Annotated in this window: 22 protein-coding genes and 1 other annotated feature; of the genes, 7 read left to right on the top strand and 15 right to left on the bottom strand. The window is 54.6% G+C overall.

The genetic code is table 11. The features are described from left to right. Positions 1 to 109: 109 nt before the first annotated feature. Complete coding sequence (locus tag RTU33_RS06240) at positions 110 to 1,540, top strand: sodium:alanine symporter family protein (protein ID WP_312626033.1); 1,431 nt, start codon at positions 110 to 112, stop codon at positions 1,538 to 1,540. A gap of 65 nt (positions 1,541 to 1,605) precedes the next feature. Further along, positions 1,606 to 2,382, top strand: a complete 777-nt coding sequence (yaaA, locus tag RTU33_RS06235) for a peroxide stress protein YaaA (RefSeq protein WP_312626032.1) — start codon at positions 1,606 to 1,608, stop codon at positions 2,380 to 2,382. Positions 2,383 to 2,420: 38 nt separating this feature from the next. On the opposite strand, the gene RTU33_RS06230 is transcribed toward yaaA, so the two are convergent. From RTU33_RS06230 to yjjY, 7 genes are all read right to left on the bottom strand, one after another. Continuing rightward, positions 2,421 to 2,714 carry a DUF2502 domain-containing protein gene (locus RTU33_RS06230; protein ID WP_312626030.1) on the bottom strand — a complete coding sequence of 98 codons (294 nt, stop codon included), beginning with the start codon at positions 2,712 to 2,714 and terminating at the stop codon, positions 2,421 to 2,423. 227 nt (positions 2,715 to 2,941) lie between these two features. Continuing rightward, positions 2,942 to 4,228: a threonine synthase gene (gene thrC, locus RTU33_RS06225; RefSeq protein ID WP_312626029.1), complete on the bottom strand. Its 1,287-nt coding sequence runs from the start codon at positions 4,226 to 4,228 to the stop codon at positions 2,942 to 2,944. Positions 4,229 to 4,231: 3 nt separating this feature from the next. Continuing rightward, the gene (thrB, locus tag RTU33_RS06220; RefSeq protein WP_312626027.1) at positions 4,232 to 5,161 is read right to left on the bottom strand and encodes a homoserine kinase; all 930 of its coding nucleotides are present in this window, start codon (positions 5,159 to 5,161) and stop codon (positions 4,232 to 4,234) included. A gap of 1 nt (position 5,162) precedes the next feature. Next, positions 5,163 to 7,625 (bottom strand): bifunctional aspartate kinase/homoserine dehydrogenase I, encoded by a 2,463-nt coding sequence (thrA, locus tag RTU33_RS06215; protein WP_312626026.1) that lies wholly within the window; start codon positions 7,623 to 7,625, stop codon positions 5,163 to 5,165. A gap of 23 nt (positions 7,626 to 7,648) precedes the next feature. Then, positions 7,649 to 7,766, bottom strand: a sequence feature (Thr leader region). Then, positions 7,705 to 7,773 carry a thr operon leader peptide gene (locus tag RTU33_RS21845; RefSeq protein ID WP_110510873.1) on the bottom strand — a complete coding sequence of 23 codons (69 nt, stop codon included), beginning with the start codon at positions 7,771 to 7,773 and terminating at the stop codon, positions 7,705 to 7,707. (Overlaps the previous feature by 62 nt.) A gap of 208 nt (positions 7,774 to 7,981) precedes the next feature. Then, the gene (locus RTU33_RS06210; protein WP_312626025.1) at positions 7,982 to 8,668 is read right to left on the bottom strand and encodes a tRNA/rRNA methyltransferase; all 687 of its coding nucleotides are present in this window, start codon (positions 8,666 to 8,668) and stop codon (positions 7,982 to 7,984) included. A gap of 396 nt (positions 8,669 to 9,064) precedes the next feature. Further along, positions 9,065 to 9,205, bottom strand: coding sequence for a protein YjjY (yjjY, locus tag RTU33_RS06205; RefSeq protein ID WP_001541509.1), 141 nt, complete (start codon positions 9,203 to 9,205; stop codon positions 9,065 to 9,067). Positions 9,206 to 9,300: 95 nt separating this feature from the next. Here yjjY and arcA point away from each other — a divergent pair, with 95 nt between their 5' ends. Then, the gene (gene arcA / locus RTU33_RS06200; RefSeq protein ID WP_312626023.1) at positions 9,301 to 10,017 is read left to right on the top strand and encodes a two-component system response regulator ArcA; all 717 of its coding nucleotides are present in this window, start codon (positions 9,301 to 9,303) and stop codon (positions 10,015 to 10,017) included. Positions 10,018 to 10,070: 53 nt separating this feature from the next. Here the strand turns inward: arcA and creA are convergent, their stop codons facing one another. Beyond that, complete coding sequence (creA, locus tag RTU33_RS06195) at positions 10,071 to 10,544, bottom strand: protein CreA (RefSeq protein ID WP_312626021.1); 474 nt, start codon at positions 10,542 to 10,544, stop codon at positions 10,071 to 10,073. 207 nt (positions 10,545 to 10,751) lie between these two features. Here creA and robA point away from each other — a divergent pair, with 207 nt between their 5' ends. After that, entirely contained in the window at positions 10,752 to 11,621 is an 870-nt protein-coding gene (gene robA / locus RTU33_RS06190; RefSeq protein WP_312626020.1) for an MDR efflux pump AcrAB transcriptional activator RobA, read from the top strand. Here the strand turns inward: robA and gpmB are convergent. Beyond that, positions 11,618 to 12,265: a 2,3-diphosphoglycerate-dependent phosphoglycerate mutase GpmB gene (gpmB, locus tag RTU33_RS06185; protein ID WP_312626019.1), complete on the bottom strand. Its 648-nt coding sequence runs from the start codon at positions 12,263 to 12,265 to the stop codon at positions 11,618 to 11,620. The genes robA and gpmB overlap by 4 nt on opposite strands. Positions 12,266 to 12,318: 53 nt before the next feature. Here gpmB and yjjX point away from each other — a divergent pair, with 53 nt between their 5' ends. Then, positions 12,319 to 12,834: an inosine/xanthosine triphosphatase gene (yjjX, locus tag RTU33_RS06180; RefSeq protein WP_312626018.1), complete on the top strand. Its 516-nt coding sequence runs from the start codon at positions 12,319 to 12,321 to the stop codon at positions 12,832 to 12,834. Here the strand turns inward: yjjX and trpR are convergent. Both trpR and sltY read right to left on the bottom strand, forming a co-directional pair. Further along, a complete protein-coding gene (gene trpR / locus RTU33_RS06175) occupies positions 12,825 to 13,154 on the bottom strand; it encodes a trp operon repressor (protein WP_312626016.1) in 330 nt (109 codons plus the stop codon). The two genes, yjjX and trpR, sit on opposite strands and share 10 nt — an antisense overlap. A gap of 88 nt (positions 13,155 to 13,242) precedes the next feature. Then, the gene (sltY, locus tag RTU33_RS06170; protein WP_312626014.1) at positions 13,243 to 15,180 is read right to left on the bottom strand and encodes a murein transglycosylase; all 1,938 of its coding nucleotides are present in this window, start codon (positions 15,178 to 15,180) and stop codon (positions 13,243 to 13,245) included. Between the two features lie 254 nt (positions 15,181 to 15,434). Here sltY and ettA point away from each other — a divergent pair, with 254 nt between their 5' ends. Together ettA and RTU33_RS06160 are read left to right on the top strand one after the other, a co-directional pair. Continuing rightward, a complete protein-coding gene (ettA, locus tag RTU33_RS06165) occupies positions 15,435 to 17,102 on the top strand; it encodes an energy-dependent translational throttle protein EttA (RefSeq protein ID WP_312626012.1) in 1,668 nt (555 codons plus the stop codon). A gap of 533 nt (positions 17,103 to 17,635) precedes the next feature. Further along, positions 17,636 to 18,244 carry a helix-turn-helix transcriptional regulator gene (locus RTU33_RS06160; RefSeq protein WP_312626011.1) on the top strand — a complete coding sequence of 203 codons (609 nt, stop codon included), beginning with the start codon at positions 17,636 to 17,638 and terminating at the stop codon, positions 18,242 to 18,244. 42 nt (positions 18,245 to 18,286) lie between these two features. On the opposite strand, the gene RTU33_RS06155 is transcribed toward RTU33_RS06160, so the two are convergent. Genes RTU33_RS06155 through RTU33_RS06140 form a run of 4 tightly spaced genes read right to left on the bottom strand, consistent with a single transcriptional unit; the run spans position 18,287 to position 22,307 of the window. Next, positions 18,287 to 18,763 (bottom strand): DcrB-related protein, encoded by a 477-nt coding sequence (locus RTU33_RS06155; RefSeq protein ID WP_312626010.1) that lies wholly within the window; start codon positions 18,761 to 18,763, stop codon positions 18,287 to 18,289. A gap of 9 nt (positions 18,764 to 18,772) precedes the next feature. Further along, positions 18,773 to 20,377, bottom strand: coding sequence for an OmpA family protein (locus tag RTU33_RS06150; RefSeq protein WP_312626009.1), 1,605 nt, complete (start codon positions 20,375 to 20,377; stop codon positions 18,773 to 18,775). A gap of 2 nt (positions 20,378 to 20,379) precedes the next feature. After that, positions 20,380 to 20,967 carry a hypothetical protein gene (locus RTU33_RS06145; RefSeq protein WP_312626008.1) on the bottom strand — a complete coding sequence of 196 codons (588 nt, stop codon included), beginning with the start codon at positions 20,965 to 20,967 and terminating at the stop codon, positions 20,380 to 20,382. Then, a complete protein-coding gene (locus RTU33_RS06140) occupies positions 20,961 to 22,307 on the bottom strand; it encodes a GlcNAc-transferase family protein (RefSeq protein WP_312626007.1) in 1,347 nt (448 codons plus the stop codon). Before RTU33_RS06140 ends, RTU33_RS06145 begins: the two co-directional genes overlap by 7 nt. Positions 22,308 to 22,320: the final 13 nt, after the last annotated feature.

The raw sequence follows: 22,320 nt of genomic DNA, 5'->3' as shown, positions 1-22,320 counted from the left end.
AAGAGCGCAGAGTATGATAAACTCAGATTATTCGCTGGCTACCCGATAATGGATTGTCTAAAAAATGGTAGCGCTTACATCGGTCTTTGGCATCGAAGAAGGACATTAAATGCCCGAGTTTCTCTCTTTTATCAACGACATACTCTGGGGCTCGGTAATGATTTACCTGCTGCTCGGCGCCGGGGTGTGGTTTACCTGGCGAACGGGGTATATCCAGTTTCGCTATCTTCGCCATTTTCGCAAAAGCCTTCAGCGCAGCGTCTCTCCGCAGCCAGACGGCCTGACCTCCTTTCAGGCGCTTTGCACCAGCCTTGCGGCCCGTGTCGGCAGCGGCAATCTCGCCGGGGTAGCCATAGCCATTACGGCAGGGGGTCCAGGCGCGATATTCTGGATGTGGATGTCAGCGATTATCGGCATGGCAAGCAGCTTTGCCGAGTGCTCACTCGCCCAGCTCTACAAAGAGCGCGACGCCAACGGACAATTTCGCGGCGGCCCGGCCTGGTATATGTCCCGTGGCCTCGGGATGCGCTGGATGGGCGTGATGTTCTCTATTTTCCTGCTGATCGCCTATGGTTTGATTTTCAATGTCGTGCAGGCCAATTCCGTTTCGAAGGCCCTGCACTTCGCGTTTAATTTACCCGGGTACGTCACCGGACTGGCGCTCATGGCCTTAACGCTGCTGATTATCGTTCGCGGGTTGCGGGGCGTGGCGAAGCTGATGCAGTGGATGGTACCGGTAATGGCACTGACCTGGGTCGCCGCCAGCGTCCTGATAAGCCTCTGGCATCTCAATGAAATTCCGGCGATTATCGAAACCATTTTTCGCAGCGCCTTTGGCTGGCAGGAAGCGGCTTCCGGTGCGGTGGGATATACCATCAGCCAGGCGCTGACCGCGGGTTTTCAGCGCGGCATGTTCTCCAACGAAGCGGGCATGGGTTCGACGCCTAACGCAGCAGCGGCAGCGGCGTCATGGCCACCACACCCGGCAGCTCAGGGTATCGTGCAGATGATTGGCGTGCTGATTGATACGCTGGTAATTTGCACGGCCACGGCAATTGTCGTATTGCTCGCCGGGAATGAATCCACTCACGCCACGGTCAATGGCATTCAGCTGGTGCAAAAGGCGATGATGAATTTTGCCGGGGGCTGGGGGGCAGAATTCGTCGCGGTTATCGTCATGCTGTTCGCGTTCACTTCTATTGTCGCCAACTATATTTACGCTGAGAACAACCTGATTTATCTGCGGATGAACACGCCTCGCAACGTCTGGCTGCTGAGGGGCATCACCCTGCTGATGATAATGCTGGGCACGCTGCTGAGCGTGTCGGTGGTGTGGCAGTTCGCGGATATCATCATGGCACTGATGGCTATCACTAACCTGACCGCCATCCTGCTGCTTTCGCCAGTGGTGCGCATCATCGCCAGCGATTACCTGCGTCAACGCAAGCTTGGGGTAAAACCGGTGTTTGACCCGGCACGCTACCCGGAAATCGAGCGGCAGCTGGCAGCCGGTAGTTGGGATGATGTGCCACGCCAATAGCAGCCATCGATCCCTTCCGGGCCATTTTTTGCTAAAGTCTCGAAAAATGCCCGGAAGGACTGACTATGCTGATTCTGATTTCTCCTGCTAAAACGCTTGATTATCAAAGCGAGCTGCCAACATCGCGCTACACCCATCCCGAGCTGCTGGACTACTCCCAGCAGCTGATTGCCGTCGCGCGCAAACTCACTGCGCCCCAGATTGGCAAGCTGATGAGCATCAGCGACAAACTCGCGGATCTCAACGCCACCCGCTTCCACGACTGGCACCCGGATTTCACGCCGCAGAACGCACGCCCGGCGATCCTCGCCTTCAAAGGCGATGTTTACACCGGTTTGCAGGCGGAAGAGTTCAGCGAAGCAGATTTCGATTTTGCCCAGCAGCATCTGCGCATGCTTTCCGGCCTGTATGGCGTGCTTCGTCCACTCGATTTGATGCAGCCGTATCGCCTTGAAATGGGCATTCGACTTGAAAATGCCAAAGGCAAAGATCTCTATCACTTCTGGGGCGAGGTCATCACGAACAAGCTGAACGAAGCGTTAAAGGCTCAGGGCGACGATATCGTCATTAACCTGGCATCCGACGAATACTTCCGCGCGGTGAAGCCGAAAGCGTTGAACGGGCAGATCGTCAAGCCGGTATTCCTCGATGAGAAAAACGGCAAGTTCAAAGTCATCAGCTTCTACGCCAAAAAGGCGCGCGGTCTGATGAGCCGTTACATCATTGAAAACCGTCTGACCACGGTGGAACAGCTAAAGGGATTTGACAGCGAAGGCTATTTCTTTGACGAAGACGCCTCAACCCACGATGAACTGGTATTTAAGCGCCACGAACAGAAGTGAAAACGCCCCTCACCCACAGCGGGTGAGGGGCTGAAAAGTCAGTGGTGCCAGCCGTGGTTGTCATGATGATCGTCGTGATGATCGTGGCGATCGTCATGATGGTCATAATGCGGCCCCGGGCGTGGACGCCAGTGATTGTTGTAGCGCTCGTAGTGATTGTTCCACCAGCCATGATCGCGCCAGTGGCCGCCATCCCAGTAGTTGCCGCGGTTGTCCCGATCGCCAATCTGCAGTTTCACTGCCGGCACCAGCGTAATTTCAGAGGCGTGCACCACCGCCGGAGCCACCAGCATCATTGAAAGCGCCAGTAGTACAGGTTTCAGGTTTGACATAGGTTACTCCTTTCACAACTTTGCCCGTTATGGGTCGATGGAATGAGAGTAACCGTCAGGAAGCGGACTTGTTATTCTCCGCAATCCTAATCTCTAAGTGCCCGCATTTTATGGGAATTCCTGCTCATTTCCTGCTTATTCCCTCCGTAATTTCTCCACTTTTCAGCCATAAAAAAACCGGGGTCGCGCGAGGCTAACCCGGTTTCTTTTGAGCCCTGAAACGAACGTTACGCTTTTTCCATCATCAGCTTACGCAACGCCGCAAAGTCGGCTGGCAGATGATGAGAGAGCAGCGGCAGATCTGCGCGATCCGCCAGCGCTTTTGGCAATGGCAGTTTGGTATCCAGGATCGCCTCTACGCTCTCGATGAACTTAGCCGGGTGTGCGGTACCGAGGAACAGGCCATATTCGCCTGGGTTCAGCTGGTCACGCAGCGCGCGGTAAGCAATGGCTGCGTGTGGCTCAGAAATATAGCCTTCGTCTTGCAGTTCGCGCATCGTCGCTTTGGTGGTTTCATCATCCACCGCCGCATAGCCAAGTTCGTTCAGGCGCCACACTTTACGACGGAACAATTCTTCCACTCGCGGCCAGTTGTTTGGCTGGCTGACGTCCATGGCGTTGGAGAGCGTTGCCTGAGTAGCCTTCGGCTTCCAGCTGCCTTCCTGAAGGAAACGCGGCACGGTGTCGTTGGCGTTGGTGGCGGCAATAAAGCGTTTCACCGGCAGACCCAGCGATTTTGCCAGCAGACCCGCCGTCAAATCGCCAAAGTTTCCGCTGGGGACGGAAATCACCAGCTGATTACGGGCTTCCTGCGGCAGCTGCGCAACGGCTTCGAAATAGTAGCAAATCTGCGCCAGCAGACGGCTAATATTAATCGAGTTAGCGGAGTTCAGGCCCAGCTCAGCTTTCAGCTCTTCGTCGTCGAAGGCCTGCTTGACCAGCGCCTGGCAGGCATCGAAATCGCCGTCAATCGCTACGGTTTCAATGTTGCCGCCGAGCGTACAGAACAGCTTTTCCTGCAACGGGCTGATTTTGTCGTTCGGGTAGAGGATCACAACGCGCACGTTTTTCAGGCCGTAAAACGCATGAGCAACCGCCGCGCCGGTATCACCGGAGGTAGCCGTCAGAATTGTGACAGGCTTTTCGCCGCTGATGTGCGTCAGCATTTGCGCCATAAAGCGGCCGCCGAAATCTTTAAACGCCAGCGTCGGGCCGTGGAACAGCTCCAGGCAACCGACATCTTCCTGCACCTTTTTCACCGGAGCCGGGAAGGCAAACGCCGCACGCACGCGGGCTTCCAGCTCACTCTGCGGAATTTCATCGCCGATAAACGCCGACAGAATTTTGGCGCTGCGGGAAACGAAATCCAGCTTCAGCATCTCATCAACTTCAGTCAGGCTGAATTCCGGCAAATCGTGCGGAAAGAACAGGCCCTGATTTTTACCCAGCCCTTGCGTCACGGCCTGCGCGAAGCTGACCTGTTCGTTATGATCTTTTAAGTTATACAGTTTCATCGGTTATCCCACTACGCGTGCGCCCGCTGTATCCAGCCGACAAATATGAACGAAGCCTTCCTGATTTTGCAGATAGTGTTTACTGAGCCAGTCTGCGACTCGTTGGGCGGTGGCCGGGTTGTCGCACAGTGCGAACATCGTTGGCCCCGATCCCGAAATGCCGCTCGCCAGAGCGCCAATTTCCGCCACCGCCTGGCGCGCCTCGCCGAAGCCCGGCAGCAGTTTGGTGCGGTACGGCTCAGCGATAACATCTTTCATCAGTTTCGCTGCCAGCGCCGGCTGGCGACTGTAACAGGCATGAATAAATCCAGCCAGATGGCGACCGTGGGCGATACAGTCCTGACGACGGTATTGCGCCGGTAGAATCGCACGAGCTTCCGCCGTTGAGACTTTGATTCCCGGATAGGCAAGCACCCACAGCCACTCGTCAAAGGCCGGAATTTGCTGGCTGATAATGCCGCTTTCCTCAAGCATGAGCTGAATGCCGCCAAGGAAGCACGGCGCGACGTTATCGTAATGCACGCTGCCGGAAATACGCCCTTCCAGCTCGCCCATCAGCGCAAGCATTTTATGATCGTTAAGCGGCTTGCCGCAGTACTCGTTCATTGCCACCAGCGCGGCGACCACCGAGCAGGCGCTTGAGCCAAGGCCAGAGCCGATCGGCATATTCTTTTCGAGCGTCATCGCAACGGGCACGGTTTTGCCAATTTCCTGGCAGAAGCGCTCCCAGCATTGATAAACAATATTTTCCCGTGGTTCAACCGGCAGCTTACTGGCGAAATGGCCGACGTTCTTCAGGCTGAAGGCATCTGCGGCTACCACTTCCACATTGTCACCAAGCAGCGTGCCATCCACCGGCGTTACCGCCGCGCCCAGCACATCAAACCCCACGCTCATATTGGCGCTGGAGGCCGGGGCATAGACTTTCACCATCTTAAACTCCTAACTTCCAGGATAAGGTGCGCAACAGGTCAGCGAAGACCCCGGCAGCAGTCACGTCGTTACCCGCACCGTAACCGCGCAGCACGAGAGGCAGCGGCTGATAATAGTGGCTGTAAAACGCCAGCGCGTTCTCGCCGTTTTTCACTTTATACAGGGGATCGTTGCCGTCCACTTCGGTAATTTTCACCCGGCACACGCCATCGTCCTCAATATTGCCGACGTAGCGCAGCACTTTACCCTCATCACGAGCTTTGGCAATGCGCGCGGCAAACTCATCGTCGAGCTGCGGCAGGCGCGCCATAAAGCTGTCGGTATCGCCGCTGTCATCGAAGCTTTCCGGCAGAACGGATTCCACAACGATGTCGCTTAGTTCAAGATGGCGGCCTGTTTCACGGGCCAGAATCAACAGCTTACGCGCCACGTCCATGCCGGACAGATCGTCCCGCGGGTCTGGCTCGGTATAACCCATCTCACGCGCCATTGTCGTCGCCTGTGAAAGGCTCATGCCTTCGTCAAGCTTACCGAAAATAAACGAAAGGGAGCCGGAGAGAATGCCGGAGAATTTTTGCAACTCGTCGCCCGCGTTCAGCAGGTTTTGCAGATTCTCAATGACCGGTAAGCCTGCGCCAACGTTGGTGTCATACAGGAATTTACGGCGCGACCCCGCCGCCGCCTGACGCAGCTCGTGATAGTAGTTCATCGACGAGGTATTCGCCTTTTTATTTGGCGTTACGACGTGGAAGCCTTCGCGCAGGAAATCAGCGTACTGATCGGCCACGGCCTGGCTGGAGGTACAGTCAACAATCACCGGGTTCAGCAGGTGATACTCTTTCACCAGGCGAATCAACCGGCCCAGATTAAACGGCTCTTTGGCTTCCGCCAGCTCGCTTTTCCACTCCTCCAGATTCAGGCCGTGGACGTTGGTCAGCAACGCGCGGGAGTTAGCCACGCCGCACACGCGCAGGTCGATGTGCTTATTCTTGAGCCAGCCCTGCTGGCGCTCCAGCTGCTCCAACAACGCACCGCCGACGCCGCCGACGCCAATCACGAACACTTCAATGACCTGATCGGTGTTGAACAGCATCTGGTGAACAACGCGTACACCGGTAACGGCATCATCGTTGTTTACCACAACGGAAATGGAACGCTCTGAAGAGCCCTGAGCAATCGCCACAATGTTGATGTTAGCGCGAGCCAGTGCCGCAAAGAATTTCGCCGAAATGCCACGCAGGGTGCGCATACCATCGCCGACAACGGAGACAATCGCCAGACGCTCCATGATGAACAGTGGTTCCAGCAACCCTTCTTTCAGTTCGAGATAAAACTCATCTTCCATAGCCCGCTTTGCGCGTCCGCTGTCGCTTTGCGGCACGCAGAAGCTGATGCTGTATTCAGAAGAAGACTGGGTAATCAGCACGACAGAAATCCCGGCGCGAGACATGGTGGCAAAGACGCGGGCCGCCATGCCAACCATTCCCTTCATGCCCGGGCCTGAGACGTTGAACATCGCCATATTGTTCAGGTTAGAAATGCCCTTCACCGCCAGACCGTCTTCGTTGTGGCTGGCGCCGATAAGCGTGCCCGGCGCCTGTGGATTGCCGGTATTTTTAATCAGACAAGGGATCTGGAACTGAGCGATGGGCGCGATCGTGCGGGGGTGCAGCACCTTTGCGCCGAAGTAGGAAAGCTCCATTGCTTCCTGATAGGACATGGATTTCAGCAAGCGCGCGTCCGGCACCTGGCGCGGGTCGCAGGTGTATACACCGTCCACGTCGGTCCAGATTTCACAGCAGTCCGCACGCAAACAGGCCGCGAGCACGGCAGCAGAGTAATCAGACCCGTTACGGCCCAGCACCACCAGCTCGCCTTTGTCGTTCCCGGCGGTAAAGCCCGCCATCAGAATCATATGATCTGCCGGGATCTGGCTCGCTGCAATGCGACGGGTGGATTCCGCGATATCGACAGTGGATTCAAGATAGTGACCGACGGCAAGCAGTTTTTCGACCGGGTCAATCACGCTGACTTTGTGTCCGCGCGCTTCGAGCAGGCCTGCCATAATGGCGATGGACAGCTTCTCACCGCGGCAAATCAGCGCGGCGTTGACGCCATCAGGACACTGGCCCAGAAGGCTCACGCCGTGCAGCACATGTTTGATCTGGGCAAACTCCTGCTCAACAAAACCTTTGAGCTGGGCATGAGGAAAACCGGGCTGGAGATCGGCCAGCCCCTGAAGCAGGTCAGCAAAAATACGTTCGGCATCAGCAATATTCGGGAGGGCATCCTGACCGCCAATGGTTTTTTCAATCATCGCGACCAGATGGTTGGTGATTTTGGCCGGGGCAGAAAGCACGGTAGCCACCTGCCCCTGCCTGGCATTACTTTCCAGAATATCGGCAACGCGCAGAAAGCGTTCTGCATTTGCCACTGATGTACCGCCGAACTTCAAGACTCGCATGGTTTACCCCTTGATCTTTGGTCGAAAAAAAAGCCCGCACTGTTCAGGTGCGGGCTTTTTTCTGTTTTTCCTGTACGCGTCAGCCCGCACCGATACCTGTGGTAATGGTGGTGGTAATAATGGTTGTCATGCGGCTGATGCGAATCATGGATGTTGTGTGCTCTGTTATTTTACTTGTCTGTCGTCTGCCTATATTGGTTAAAGGATTGGCCTGGTTAAGTCAACGAATTTTTACATTCGTCACGTTTTGTCACCCAATCAGGCTTCGCCGCTTAAGCGCTGTTAATCCCTCACATTCTCTGGCAGCAATTCAGGAGACAGCAGATATATCCATAAGAAAAACTTACGGCAGCACGTTAGTCGGCGATATTTTTTTCGATATCGTGCAGCAAACGGTGCAGCATAGCTGTGTCACGTTGGCCAAGCAGGCCAAGACGCTGCTGTAACCAGTCGGCAAGCTTCATGTCATCAGCAACCTTAAGTTTTGAGAGCAACGCCATTACTCTGAGCCGCAAAGCCTGCAGCTGGTTTTCATTATTTTCTGGCACGGGCGCAGCGGGCATTTGGGTAAGCGCCGAAAGCTGATAGCAGAAGACCATCACGGCCTGCCCCAGGTTCAGCGACGGATAATCAGCCACCATAGGCACACCGGTGAGTATATCTGCGAGAGCCAGTTCGTCGTTGGTTAACCCGGAGTCTTCACGGCCAAACACCAGCGCGGCATGGCCCATCCACTGTGACTTTTCCTGAAGGATAGGCACCAGTTCCTGCGGCGTCGCGTAATAATGGAACCGGGCACGACTGCGGGCCGTGGTTGCGACGGTGAAATCAACGTCGTGCAAAGCATCGGCCAGCGTCGGGAAGGTTTTGATGTTATCGAGGATATCACCGGAGCCATGAGCCACCCATTGTGCCGCAGGTTCAAGGTGCGCCTCACTGTCAACGATTCGCATCTCCGTAAAGCCCATAGTTTTCATAGCCCGGGCCGCCGCACCGATATTTTCGGCTCTTGCTGGCGAAACCAGCACAATTGATAAGCGCATGTAATCTTCTCTTTTTTATTCTGTAACGACCACAATGTGATGCACATCATATTGCGCGCCGCGAATTTACTTAGTTGCAACAAAAAACGCCGAAATGGTGTTTCATAACATATCAATAAGACTAAACTATTACTTGAGAATCCTCTGAGAGCATATGTTAACAGAAGCTATATATCATCATGTTCTGTCAGGGTATTTGAATCCAGATTACCACTCCTCTTTTGGATTCATTCTGCTAATCAGTTTATGATTGCAATCAATTGAGTTGTTGAAATTTTGTGACAAACGCTAGCATTTAGATGCGAGGATTTCACAAGACTGTTAACGTGCTACAATTGAACTTGATATATGTCAACGAAGCGTAGTTTTATTGGGTGTCAGCCATCTCTGAGCCTGTTATGTTGCTGTTAAAATGGTTAGGATGACAGCCGTTTTTGACACTGTCGGGTCCAGAGGGAAAGTACCCACGACCAAGCTAATGATGTTGTTGACGTTGATGGAAAGTGCATCAAGAACGCAATTACGTACTTTAGTCATGTTACGCCGGGCATGTTAATTTTCGGCATGTATCAGGCAGGTCAGGGACTTTTGTACTTCCTGTTTCGATTTAGTTGGCAATTTAGGTAGCAAACATGCAGACCCCGCACATTCTTATCGTTGAAGACGAGTTGGTAACACGCAACACGTTAAAAAGTATTTTCGAAGCAGAAGGTTACGATGTGTTCGAAGCCACCGATGGCGCGGAAATGCATCAGATCCTGTCTGAAAATGATGTCAACCTGGTCATCATGGATATCAATTTGCCGGGCAAAAATGGCCTGCTGCTGGCGCGTGAACTGCGTGAGCAAGCCAACGTCGCCCTGATGTTCCTGACCGGTCGTGACAACGAAGTCGATAAAATCCTCGGCCTGGAAATCGGCGCAGACGATTATATCACTAAGCCATTCAACCCTCGTGAACTGACCATTCGTGCACGTAATCTGCTCTCCCGTACCATGAACCTCGGTACCGTGAGCGAAGAGCGTCGCAGCGTGGAAAGCTACAAGTTCAACGGGTGGGAGCTGGATATTAACAGCCGCTCGCTGATCAGTCCTAACGGCGAACAGTACAAGCTGCCGCGCAGTGAATTCCGCGCCATGCTGCACTTCTGCGAAAACCCGGGCAAGATCCAGTCACGCGCTGAACTGCTGAAGAAAATGACGGGCCGCGAGCTGAAGCCGCATGACCGTACGGTTGACGTGACCATTCGTCGCATCCGTAAACACTTCGAATCCACGCCGGATACGCCGGAAATCATCGCCACGATTCACGGCGAAGGTTACCGTTTCTGCGGTGAGCTGCAGGAATAATCGTTCCGAATTGTTGATGAAAAACGGCGCCAGGCGCCGTTTTTTTTCGCCCTTTATTTATTCCACGGCATGATTGGCACCGCACTGATGGCATTTTTCGGTGAACCGTCAACCACTTTGTCCGAGTAGGTCAGGTACACCAGCGCATTCCGTTTGGCATCATAGAACCGCACCACCTGCAGTTTCTTAAACACCAGCGAAGTGCGTTTCTGGAAGACGACTTCACCTTCGGTTTTACCTTTCTTAATTTTCTCACTGAGCTCAATCGGCCCAACCTGCTGACAGGAGATTGCCGCGTCAGAGGTATCTTCCGCCAAACCCAGCCCGCCTTTAATGCCGCCCGTTTTCGCCCGGCTGATATAGCAAGTGACATTATGCACGTCCGGATCGTCAAATGCCTCGACGACAATCTTGTGATCCGGGCCGATCATCTTGAACACCGTATCGACGGAGCCAATCTGTTCCGCGTGAGCCGCGCTTCCTGCCAGCGCGAGCAGGCAACCCGCAATTAACTGCTTGTATTTCATATTGTTACCATTTCTGAACGTGCCATTAAGCCATTATTCGAGAATGAAGAAGAAAGTGTTTATAGATCACAGCTTTACAAAAATCACCCTCGTTTCGAATCTTTTATCGCACTTTTGAGCAAAAAAAACACCGAATGCTAAAACATCAAAAAGTGCTACTATCCGCTACCCTAGTTACAGGCACTTGCGAAAGGATGAGGACATTATATGGATCAGGCTGGGATTATTCGCGATCTTCTTAGTTGGCTTGAAGGGCATCTCGACCAACCTTTGTCTCTGGATAACGTGGCGGCAAAAGCGGGCTATTCCAAGTGGCACCTGCAAAGAATGTTTAAGGACGTTACCGGTCACGCTATCGGCGCCTACATTCGCGCCCGTCGTCTGTCCAAATCAGCTGTCGCCCTGCGCCTCACCGCACGCCCGATTCTGGATATTGCCCTGCAATACCGGTTTGACTCGCAGCAAACCTTCACCCGCGCGTTCAAAAAGCAGTTCAATTTGACGCCAGCGCTCTATCGTCGCTCGCCGGACTGGAATTCCTACGGCATGCGTCCGCCCTTGCGTCTGGGTGAATTTACGATGCCAAAATATGAGTTCATCACCCTGCCGGAAACCCATCTGGTCGGCGTGACCCAGAGCTATACCTGTAAGCTGGAAGAAATTTCAGCATTCCGCCAGCAAATGCGCGGCCAGTTCTGGCGCGAGTTCCTCGGCAATTCACCATCAATTCCACCGACGCTTTACGGTCTGCATGAACCCCGCCCAAGCCTTGAGCGAGACGATGAACAGGAAGTGTTCTACACCACCGCGCTGACTTCCGACATGGCTGACGGCCATTTGCAGGATGCCCAACCGGTGACGCTGGAAGGCGGTGAATACGTGATGTTCAGCTATGAAGGGCTGGGAAGCAGCTTGCAGGAATTTGTGCTGACGGTGTATGGCACATGCATGCCGATGCTCGGTCTGACGCGCCGTAAGGGTCAGGATATCGAACGCTTCTTCCCGGAGAAAGACGTGATGGATCAGGAACCGCCTATTCAGCTGCGCTGCGAATACCTGATCCCTATTCGTCGTTAACGCTGTAGCTCATCTAACGCAGGGGCGTCCAGATGCGTGACGTCACCTGCGGTCTCCACGATCCAGCCAGGCGCAAGCCACGGGCTTTGCTGATAATCCACTCGCGAAATCGAACAGTTACGCAGACGCAAACGACGCTCCGCATAAGCCGGTAAGCCGAGAATGGTGCTGACCAGGCAGCCAAGCGCCATGCCGTGACTCACCAACAGCGGACGGCTACCTTCCGGCAGCTCGAGGCAATCCTTCAGCGCCGCGTTCATCCTGTCGCCGAGCTCCTGCATAGATTCCCCTTCCGGGATACGTCCACCCGCCGTGCCATTGACCAGCGTACGACGCCAGCCCTCTTCTTCTTCCGTCAGGGAGTCAATAAGACGACGTTCAAGCACGCCCATATCGAGCTCGCGCAGGCGTGGATCATAGGTGACGCTACACCCGCAGGCTTCAGCGATAATCTCGGCGGTACGACGCGTACGGCCCAAATCACTTGCGATAATGTGAGTAATGCCGAGTGTGCGAACACGCTCTCCCACCTGCCAGGCCTGCTGCTCGCCCTTTTGGGTCAAAGGACTGTCAGACTGGCCCTGAATACGTCGCTCGGCGTTCCACTGCGTTTCACCGTGGCGAACAAGGTATACCTGTAACATGCTAATTATCCGTTATACTGCGATGATGATTTTTTGTCGTAAGTGTACTGATTATGCACAATGTTGTCGTAGCTACCACCAATCCCGCCAAAATTAAGGCAATTACGCAGGCTTTTGCCGAGATCTTCGGCGAAGGATCCTGCCATATTGATGCCGTTTCCGTCGAGAGCGGCGTACCGGAGCAGCCTCACGGAAGTGATGAAACGCGCGCTGGCGCACGGAACCGGGTCGAAAATGCACGTCTTGTCAGACCAGATGCGGACTTTTGGGTAGCAATAGAAGCCGGTATTGACGAAGGAAGCACCTTCAGTTGGGTGGTAATCCATAGCCGTGAACAGCGTGGCGAGGCGCGTTCGGCAACGCTGCCGCTTCCTGATGTCATCCTTGAACGCATGCGGGCGGGCGATGCCCTCGGTCCGGTTATGTCACATTACACGGGCATTGATGAAATTGGCCGCAAGGAAGGCGCGATTGGCGTGTTTACCTCGGGCAAACTGACCCGCAGCAGCGTTTATCATCAGGCGGTGATCCTGGCGCTTAGCCCTTTCCACAACGCCGTTTATCGCTGAGTCTTCGGCAGCGCCTGCTCCAGCCACTGGCGGAGCTCCGCTGGCGCTGATTTCAGGCTGTTCGAGCCACGGGTGATTGTCGCAATCCCCGCGCCGAGCTCGCTTTTCAACTCCCTCTGACTCATTTCACCGCGCAGCAATTCTTCGATAATACGCACGCGCGTACCCAGCGCTTCACGCTCGTCCGGGGTCATCATCAGATTTAGCAGCGGCAGATGCAGATCGGCGGCAAACGCCTGACGCATCAGCTCCACAAAACGGAGCCACTCCTGGTGGCGCTGTTCTGCGTTTTCAGCCGAGTATGGAGATTGTTGAGTCATGTTACGCCACCCTGTTGGGGCGGACGGCGCCGGGCCGCCCGCCGAATGTACTCTTTAGCGAGTACAAGCATAACATACCGGAAGCGAATCAGTAACGCTGCTTCCACTCAACGTCGGTGAGGATCTGCGGTTTCTCGCCCATGAAATAACGATAGTACGCATCATAGGCCAGCACGTTTTTCACGTAACCACGCGTTTCCGAGAAGGGAATACTCTCCACAAACGCGGCGGCATCCAGGCGGCCAGCGCTGTTTCCCTGCCAGGTTCTTACCCTGCCAGGACCGGCGTTGTAAGCCGCTGACGCATAGATGCGGTTGTTATTAAACTGCTGGTAAACGTACTCCAGATAGCGGGTACCAATGTTGATGTTGGTTTCAGGATCCAGCAGCTGATTCGGCCCGCCGTATCCCGGAATCGCGAACATCTTCACCGTATGTGTCGCGGTACCCGGCATGATCTGCATCAGCCCCGTGGCACCCACCGGAGAACGCACTTTCGGGTTCCACGCGCTTTCCTGGCGGGCAATCGCCATCGCGTAGCTTTTGGTGATCGCTTTATCGCCGGTATAGCGAACGAAAAGATCTTTATACGCCAGCGGGAAACGCTCCTGGAGATTATCCCACAGCTTACCGGCAATTGTGGCCTGCACGCTGAGATCCCACCAGTCCTGATCGAATGCGTATTTCGCCAGCTGCCCCTGCTCGCTGCGGGTCCGGCTGCTCACCAGGTTCGCCCACTCCGCACGCGCAGTATTATCCAGGTTCCAGTACATGAGCTCACGCACACGGTTCATTTCCGGACCGTTAACCAACAGCGGCGCAACGGTACCTTCCGGCTTCTCAACGCGAATGGGATACTCTTCCCCCAAACGCTGCGCCGCCACCATCGGGTAGAATCCGCGCTGCTGCATCAACGAGTGCAGAATATCTTTCGCTTCCTGCTCGCGCCCGCGCTCCATCAGCAGATCGGCCTGCCAATAGCGCCACTCATCCTTCTCTTTGGCATCCATTGGCAAACGCGCAAGCCAGGTATTGAGGCCACGACGATCGCCGTTGCCGATGGCCATACGCACGCGGCGCTCCACCAGAGAGGTCGACTGCGAACGCATGATGGCATCATCGCGCCAGCGGGCCTGATCGTCGGTCACGTCGGTGCCCATCAGCCGCCAGGCCACGATATCCCGCAGCTCCTGAGTCTGATCCTCATTCAGCTTCTGCGCCTGCACCAGCTGTGGAATAAGCAGACGGGCGTTTTCCACATCCTGGCGCGCCACGCTGGTAAACGCGACTGCCGCCATCTGGCGGGTGAAATCGGTCGTACCGGTGCTTTGAGCGAAGCTCAGCACGCTGTTTGGGTTGTTGGCGAGGCTTATCACCGCCGCAGAAATAGTCTGGTAGTCTGGCGGCATCTGATTCGCCAGCGACGTCACCAGGCGAGTATTACCGGCCTGCATCGCCAGGCGAATACGTTCAAGATACGCCAGCGGATCCTGGGTTCCTGATGCGCGCCAGGCGCTGAATAAGTTGTCACAGGCATTTGGCTGATTTTTTCCGGTCAGCCACAAATCTTTCGCACCTGCCCAGGCATCCTGAGTCTGGCCCACGCTGTATTTGGCGTAGTAGTAGTTACATTGCGCTTCGGTCGTGCCGGGTTTATCCGGGCTAAACGCCAGCAGCCCTCGCCAGTCTTCCCGGCGAGCCAGCTCGTTCACAAAACGGTTTTTGAGCGTACGTGCTGAGGGCAGCGTTGGGTTGGCCTGCACAAACTGACTCACGCTGAGCGCAGGTTCAGTCATCAAATCATCGGTGAGTTGGCGGTATTCAAGATAGGGATAGAGCGGGTAATCTTTCAGCGTCGGCATCAGTTGGGCAACGACGTCCATCTGACGGTTGTCCCAGGCCTGTTTAATCTGCGCATAACGGTTGCGCTGCTCGTCCAGTGAATCGGCGTGGACCGCACTGCTTACGGTCAGCAGACAGACGCCCGCAGCCAGAAGACGCCACGTCATGGGTTTAGCATTTTCCACATGCGCTCCTTAAAAAGTGTGTCAATGCAGCATCATGCCGCGTAAAAAAGCCGTGTCCGGTCAATCTCTTCATCCTGAAGGCTCAACGGCCACAGCCTCTCTTTATGCTAATCAGACAACCGGAATTGCGCCACGTTGCGGACACTTTTTTACCTTTATCGTTATCACGGTCGCCTGGCTGGGATTAGCGTGTGAAAAAGGCTACACTTCGCCTCTGACTCCAATTCATCAAAATAAAAGAGGCGAAGTCCAACGTGGCTCAATTCGTTTATACCATGCATCGCGTCGGCAAAGTGGTCCCGCCGAAGCGTCATATTCTGAAAAACATCTCTCTGAGCTTCTTCCCTGGCGCAAAAATCGGTGTACTGGGCCTCAACGGTGCCGGTAAATCCACCCTGTTACGCATCATGGCCGGTATCGATACCGATATCGAAGGTGAAGCACGCCCGCAGCCGGGAACCAAAATTGGCTATCTGCCGCAGGAACCCCAGCTGAACCCGGAGCATACCGTTCGCGAATCCGTTGAAGAAGCGGTTTCGGAAGTGGTCAACGCCCTGAAGGGCCTTGAAGAAGTGTATGCACTGTACGCCGAGCCAGATGCCGATTTCGACAAGCTGGCCGCCCAGCAGGGCAAATACGAAGAGATTATCCAGGCGCACGACGGCCACAACCTGAACGTGCAGCTGGAGCGCGCCGCTGATGCGCTGCGTCTGCCAGACTGGGACGCGAAAATTGCGAACCTCTCCGGGGGTGAACGTCGCCGCGTTGCGCTCTGTCGCCTGCTGCTGGAAAAACCAGACATGCTGCTGCTCGACGAACCGACCAACCACCTGGACGCCGAGTCCGTGGCCTGGCTGGAACGCTTCCTGCACGACTTCGAAGGCACCGTTGTGGCGATTACCCACGACCGTTACTTCCTCGACAACGTGGCAGGCTGGATCCTCGAGCTGGACCGCGGCGAAGGCATTCCGTGGGAAGGCAACTACTCCTCCTGGCTTGAGCAGAAAGATCAGCGTCTGGCGCAGGAAGCTTCTCAGGAAGCGGCTCGTCGTAAGTCGATTGAAAAAGAGCTGGAGTGGGTACGTCAGGGCGCGAAAGGCCGTCAGTCGAAGGGCAAAGCCCGTCTGGCGCGCTTTGAAGAACTCAACAACACCGAATACCAGAAACGTAACGAAACTAATGAACTCTTTATTCCACCTGGACCCCGTCTGGGCGATAAAGTCGTTGAGGTCAGCAACCTGCGTAAGTCCTATGGCGATCGCCTGCTGATTGACGACCTGAGCTTCTCCGTACCGAAAGGTGCCATCGTGGGTATCATCGGGCCGAACGGCGCGGGTAAATCGACCCTGTTCCGCATGATGTCCGGCCAGGAGAAAGCGGATGGCGGCACCATCGAGCTGGGTGAAACCGTGAAGCTGGCTTCCGTTGACCAGTTCCGTGATGCGATGGATAACAGCAAAACCGTGTGGGAAGAAGTGTCCGGCGGGCTGGACATCATGAAGATTGGCAACACCGAGATGCCAAGCCGCGCCTACGTGGGTCGCTTCAACTTCAAAGGTACCGATCAGGGTAAACGCGTGGGCGAGCTGTCCGGCGGTGAGCGCGGTCGTCTGCACCTGGCGAAGCTGCTGCAGGTAGGCGGCAACATGCTGCTGCTCGATGAACCGACCAACGACCTTGACATCGAAACCCTGCGCGCGCTGGAAAACGCCCTGCTGGAATTCCCGGGCTGTGCAATGGTCATCTCGCACGACCGCTGGTTCCTCGACCGTATCGCTACCCACATTCTGGACTACCAGGATGAAGGTAAGGTGGAGTTCTTCGAAGGCAACTTTACCGAGTACGAAGAGTACAAAAAACGCACCCTCGGTGCCGATGCGCTTGAGCCAAAGCGTATCAAGTACAAGCGTATTGCCAAGTAATTCGGCGACTCTGCATATCCACCTCCCGATGGGGGTGGATATTTTTTGTCTTTGCAGATGATTTCCCCAGGGCCAGATCGACTTCCGGCCGCGGCATCCAGGACGAAAATTATCCTTCTCCTGTCACCCCGCACCAGCAGGCATTAAGGATTACAAAGGAAAAACATTGATGTTCAATGAATGCATTGTTGAAATGTAATTACGTGTAACAATTCTTAATTGTTAGTATTTATCAGAAAATCACCCTGGCAAGATTCTTATTTTTTTCATTCCGTGCAAAAGTATTTCTTTAGGCCACGCAATTATTGTTAAATACACGCAGTGATAATACTAAATCACGCAACGTAATTGTCCGAGACCGTCGCCAGGTTAATCTTTATTGCGTTGATTATTCACATCCCAGATCTTATGCAAACTGCAATTTTAGTGGACATAACAGGCTTCATTCATCTTGACGAAGCATGCGCGCCGCTACCTTAAACCTGCATCACAGTCGATCTCGAAAACGGAATAAAAGGGATAACCGTTACGATATGAAGAACATGACACACACTGTTTCACCATTGCTCAATAATGTAACCATCGTCAGCAATGACTATTTCTATAAATATGGATTACGGAAAATGATTACGCTTGTTGAACCTCCCCCAGATAATTCCTCCTCCACCTGGCACAGGAACTCACCGGCAGATATCACTTTTCGCAAGAGCGTCGTCAGCATTAATTATCATCTTAAACCGTCGCCTCCGGCAAAGCATCGACACAGCACCCCTTTTTCCATTGACATCCCTTTTAACTGTGACTCTCTGACCATTAATGAAGTCCAGGCCAAGCTTGAAAAAATTCTGTCACTGGCCCGACTTCCGCTTTCAGAAGAAAATAAAAAAGATATTTTCCAAAAAATCGGCGGCAGGCGATACCTGCAGCTCTCCGCCATGGAAAATCAGGTGCTGCACAATCTCGGTAAAGGCTACTGCGCCCAGGATATTGCGGCAATTCTCGGCTGCACCGACAAAACGGTAAGCACCCACTGCCGCAACGCCATGCGTAAGATGGGGATCACTAAAAAGTCTGAACTCTATCATTATGCTTCATGGATGGTGCAGCATATCGACAGTGAACGGATCACGCTTTGTCTTTAATATTTATTCCATCCCCCGTCAGTGATGGGGGACGGAACCTGTTCAGACGCCAACCGAGGTATGGGGCTGGAATGTATTGATGGCCTGTACGTAATGCCGACGCTGATACTCTGTGAATTCCCCCACCGAGTGAAGGGTAAAGATAATGATTTCACGTTCGGTATGATTCATTACTGCATGCCACGGAAGCTTTATTATCGACTGAACCTGGCGAACCGTGTTTCCATCCTGCAGATAGCTATTCGATATTTGTAACACCGGCAGCTTTGCCGGACCTATTTCAGATTTCAGAGTTTTCCCTTCAATCTTAAACCCCGGGAGTTTATTTCTTAACTGTTCTATTTGTCGCTCACAGTACGCATCCAGAGACTCCTCTTCTTCCAGCGTCGCACGGTTGATCATAATGTTATATTCGTTATCTTCCGGGTCCCGAAACATAAGAACATTTACACTTCTGTCCAGCACCGGAGGGGAACTCAGGAAGTGGCCTTCAATTAATTTATAAGACAGCGAATTCATAATAAATATCTACTCATTAACGTTAAGGGAAGTAAAAGGGACAGGAATCACCTCAATCCGGCGGTTGATCTCGCGTCCTTCCACGGTACTGTTAGAAGTCAGAGGATAAAGGTCACCCACGCCCTTCAGCGTAAATCGCGACGCATCCGCATGGGCATGGGTGATTAACCAGTCGCGAACTGCGCGAGCCCGCAGCATAGACAACAGAATATTCTGCTGTCCGTCGCCGCTGTTATCGGAGTGACCGACGATCAAAAAATTCACGCCAGAATTTTGTTCGACTAACTTCGCCAGCGGTTCCAACCGATCTGCACGTTCTGGCAGAATGACGTAATTTCCCGAGGCAAATAGCGAACGGTTGCTGGCCGAAGAGAACACCACCCACCGGACATATTTCTTAAGCTGTTGCTGACTCAGAGAGAGCAGGGCATCACATTGCGCAAATCCCCAGTTCTGGAAGAAATAGCGCGTGGAACAGTGGCGAAGCGCAGCCTCAGACGCGCGGAGTTTGTCCACTGCAAGCCACTTTTTCCGGAGCGCGCTATCGTCTACCCGGTTGACCGCAAACACCAGCGCCTGAACCTCCATTTCCCTCTGCACTTCATGCCATTTTGCATAACACATCGAGCCTGCCAGCAGGCCTCCCAGAAGGAATGCAGGCCAAAGTGGCCAGCCCTTCGTTGGCGTTGGGTTTACTACAGCGACCCGCCCGCGCGTCTGTGGACGGGTCAGCTCCGGAAGCGCCAGCTCAATCCGTGATTTCGCCAGCCCAGGGAGCACCGCGTAGTGCTCATTCAGCCAGCGGGACCAGGCACCGTGACGGATAAACCCCCTGCCCGAATCTGCCAATAAGAAATGCGTCAACGTGAGGCTGGAACAGTTAAAAACGCTATTCATGGCGAGTAAAAGCTGGGATTGCGCAAACCAGTTTCGCAAAGTGCCGAGCGTGGCCTGACGTTGCGCAAGCCAGCGATCGCCCCCGGTGTTTTGACGTGCAAGCTTAAGCCACAGCGCCCCCATTAGCGCATCCACCGATCCACCCGTCGGCAGCGAGTGCTTCTCCCCGGACCAGATAACTTCGTCCGGATCCCCGAGATAGCACTGCTCGCTACAGCGGCTGTAGAGGGCAAAAATGCAGGGCAACGGTTCCGGCAACGTGATGGTTTTCAGCGCGCTGGCCCACGACATCAGTGCTCCAATGGCCAGCGCCTCGGTGTCGTGACCGTCAGGCAGGAACGGAAAAAAAAGCGTTATCCGCGTTTTTTCCGGGTTAGCGGAATGGTAATTCAGGTGCTTGACCAGCTCGCGCGCATCTCTTGCCGCCAGCCAGAGACGCTGACGGTCATAGCGCAGCAAGCTTTCATCGTTATGGACGGTGAACCAGCTTGCGACATAAGGTCCAATCACAAGATACACATCCTGTACCTCCGTCCGATCCGGAGGAGGCGCTGGCGCTGCCGGGACTGGTCGCAAACACCAAAATGCGCAGGCTGCGACCAGCGCCAGACAAATAAACAACAAGTTCCATCCCATGGAGCTGTATATACCGCAGGCCAGCAGCAGCGCGGTCAGCATCAACCCTCCCGCCAGCGGAAATAAATAACGTTCAGACATAATTACCAGGTCTTCAGATAGAACCACAGCAGCGTGAGTGCCATCAGCATCCCGCCGCAGACAAGAGGAAACCGCGCTTTTGAGCGAAGCGTTGGCGGAGCCACCGGCGGCGGCAGGATTTCGGCTTCCGCAGGTGGCGTCCATGCCAGCGGCAAGGGTGGCTCACACCAGTCGGCCATCAGCTTAGCCAGTTGCCCCTGCTCTTCCTCTATCGAAGGTAGCCAGACCAGCAGCATCTTGCTCAGCTTCAGTAGCTCACCCGTGGAAGTACTTAACAGCGCTTCCAGCTGCGTGCTGAACGGCTCCTGTGGCTCCTCAACGCCGTACAGATGCTGGGCAAGCGTTGGCCAGTAGCCAGGACTTCGCAGACTCCTGCCGCGAAGGCGCCAGTCGATAAGCTGGCAGAGCAGCGTGCAAAAATGCTTTACCTGAACCGGGGAGGTGGCGTTCTCACACAGCGCGGTGTCCAGCGCGACAATGATTCGCCCCATTCGATCCTGATACTGCGAGTGCGAGGGAATAATCCCGTCCATCGCCAGCAGAGAGTCGACGTAAAGCAGCTGCTGTAGCAGCGTTTCGGCGCTTACCATGGTTTCTCCAGTACCTCACCCCAGCCGCCGCTCTCGCTGAACGGACAGAGACGAACAACCGCCGGATCGAAACGTGGGGCAGTGCTGAACTGAATATCCAGCGAAAACTCGTCGTTTTTCGAGATATTGAGGGATTTTTCCAGCGCCTCAGGAGAGAGCTTTTTCTCGTCCATCAGTCGGTTGCCTGCGCTATAAACCCCCAGATACCACCAGTCAGTGGTTGGCATCAGGGCGGCAACAGCTTCCTTTTTCAACGTAACGGTTTTCCTGAACGGTGAGATAAGCCGCTGCACCCACTGCTCATCGTCAGGCCAGCTCTCAGGCGGAAATACGCTGGTTTTCTCCGCCCCCAGCACCTCTGGCAATACCGCCCGGCGCTTAAAATCCACGCCGATGAGACGCCCAAAATCACGTAAACTCCGCGCACTGCCGAGGCCGTAAATTCCGGGATCAACGGGAACGATTTCAAGATCGAACAGGCTGCGGATCCGCTTTTTCGAGATAGCATCTCTCTCCCACCACCCCATGGCCACTTCGCCGACGTTTTTGGCTTCCCGGGTGTGATCCCCCCAGATTTTGTTCGCCTGCTTGCGCCCGTAGTAGTGCCAGAGCAAAATTTTGTGCGGAGTATAGATGTCATAGCCGTGCGTCCAGGCTCGAGCGGCCATGGCGATCTCCTCCCCGGCAAAGAAGATCTGCGGATCGTTAGCGACTTCGCGAACAAAGCGGCCACCGGCAAACAAAAATCCGCCAGCAATATAGCTGCCGCGAACGGGCTGCTCGCTTTTTACCGGCACCGAGGAGAGCATCGGCAGCCCCTCCTTTGAGAATTCACGGAAAATAAGACGGCTGACAAACTGGCCCCGTTTTGCCGGATCGTCCTGCGGATCGTAGGCCGGTGGATAGGTCGACAGCACCGGTTTTTCACTGTGCCTGCGCAGCCCTTCCAGCATCGCGATCATCTCCCCATCCCAGTGGTGAATGAACCTGCAGTGCGAATCAATTTGCAGCGTGAAATCCTCATCGGCAAAGCGCGTTTCCGCCATATAACGGGCCCAGCAGGCCCCCTGGCTGTGGCGGTAGTCCACGGCAATCACCTCAAGCTGCACCTGACGCCAGTGAAAGCGAAACAGCGTGTGATCTTCCTCAACACGCTCTTCAACTAACTGCATCCCGGCGTCGGTGAACAGCGCGGACGTTGGGTTATCGTCCTGCCAGCACACCGCAATGTGCAGGTTTTGCGGGTATTGCGCCTCATCGATCAGGCTCTGCAAAGTGGGGATCAGCTCCGGATCACGGTAGCAGGCAATGCTGACAAACAGCGTACGGCTCTCAGTCATGGTCGTTATCCCT

The organism is Scandinavium sp., assembly GCF_032012665.1.
GTDB lineage: Bacteria > Pseudomonadota > Gammaproteobacteria > Enterobacterales > Enterobacteriaceae > Scandinavium.
The sequence above is the reverse complement of the archived record's forward strand: the minus strand, read 5'-3'. Positions and strand labels throughout refer to the sequence as shown.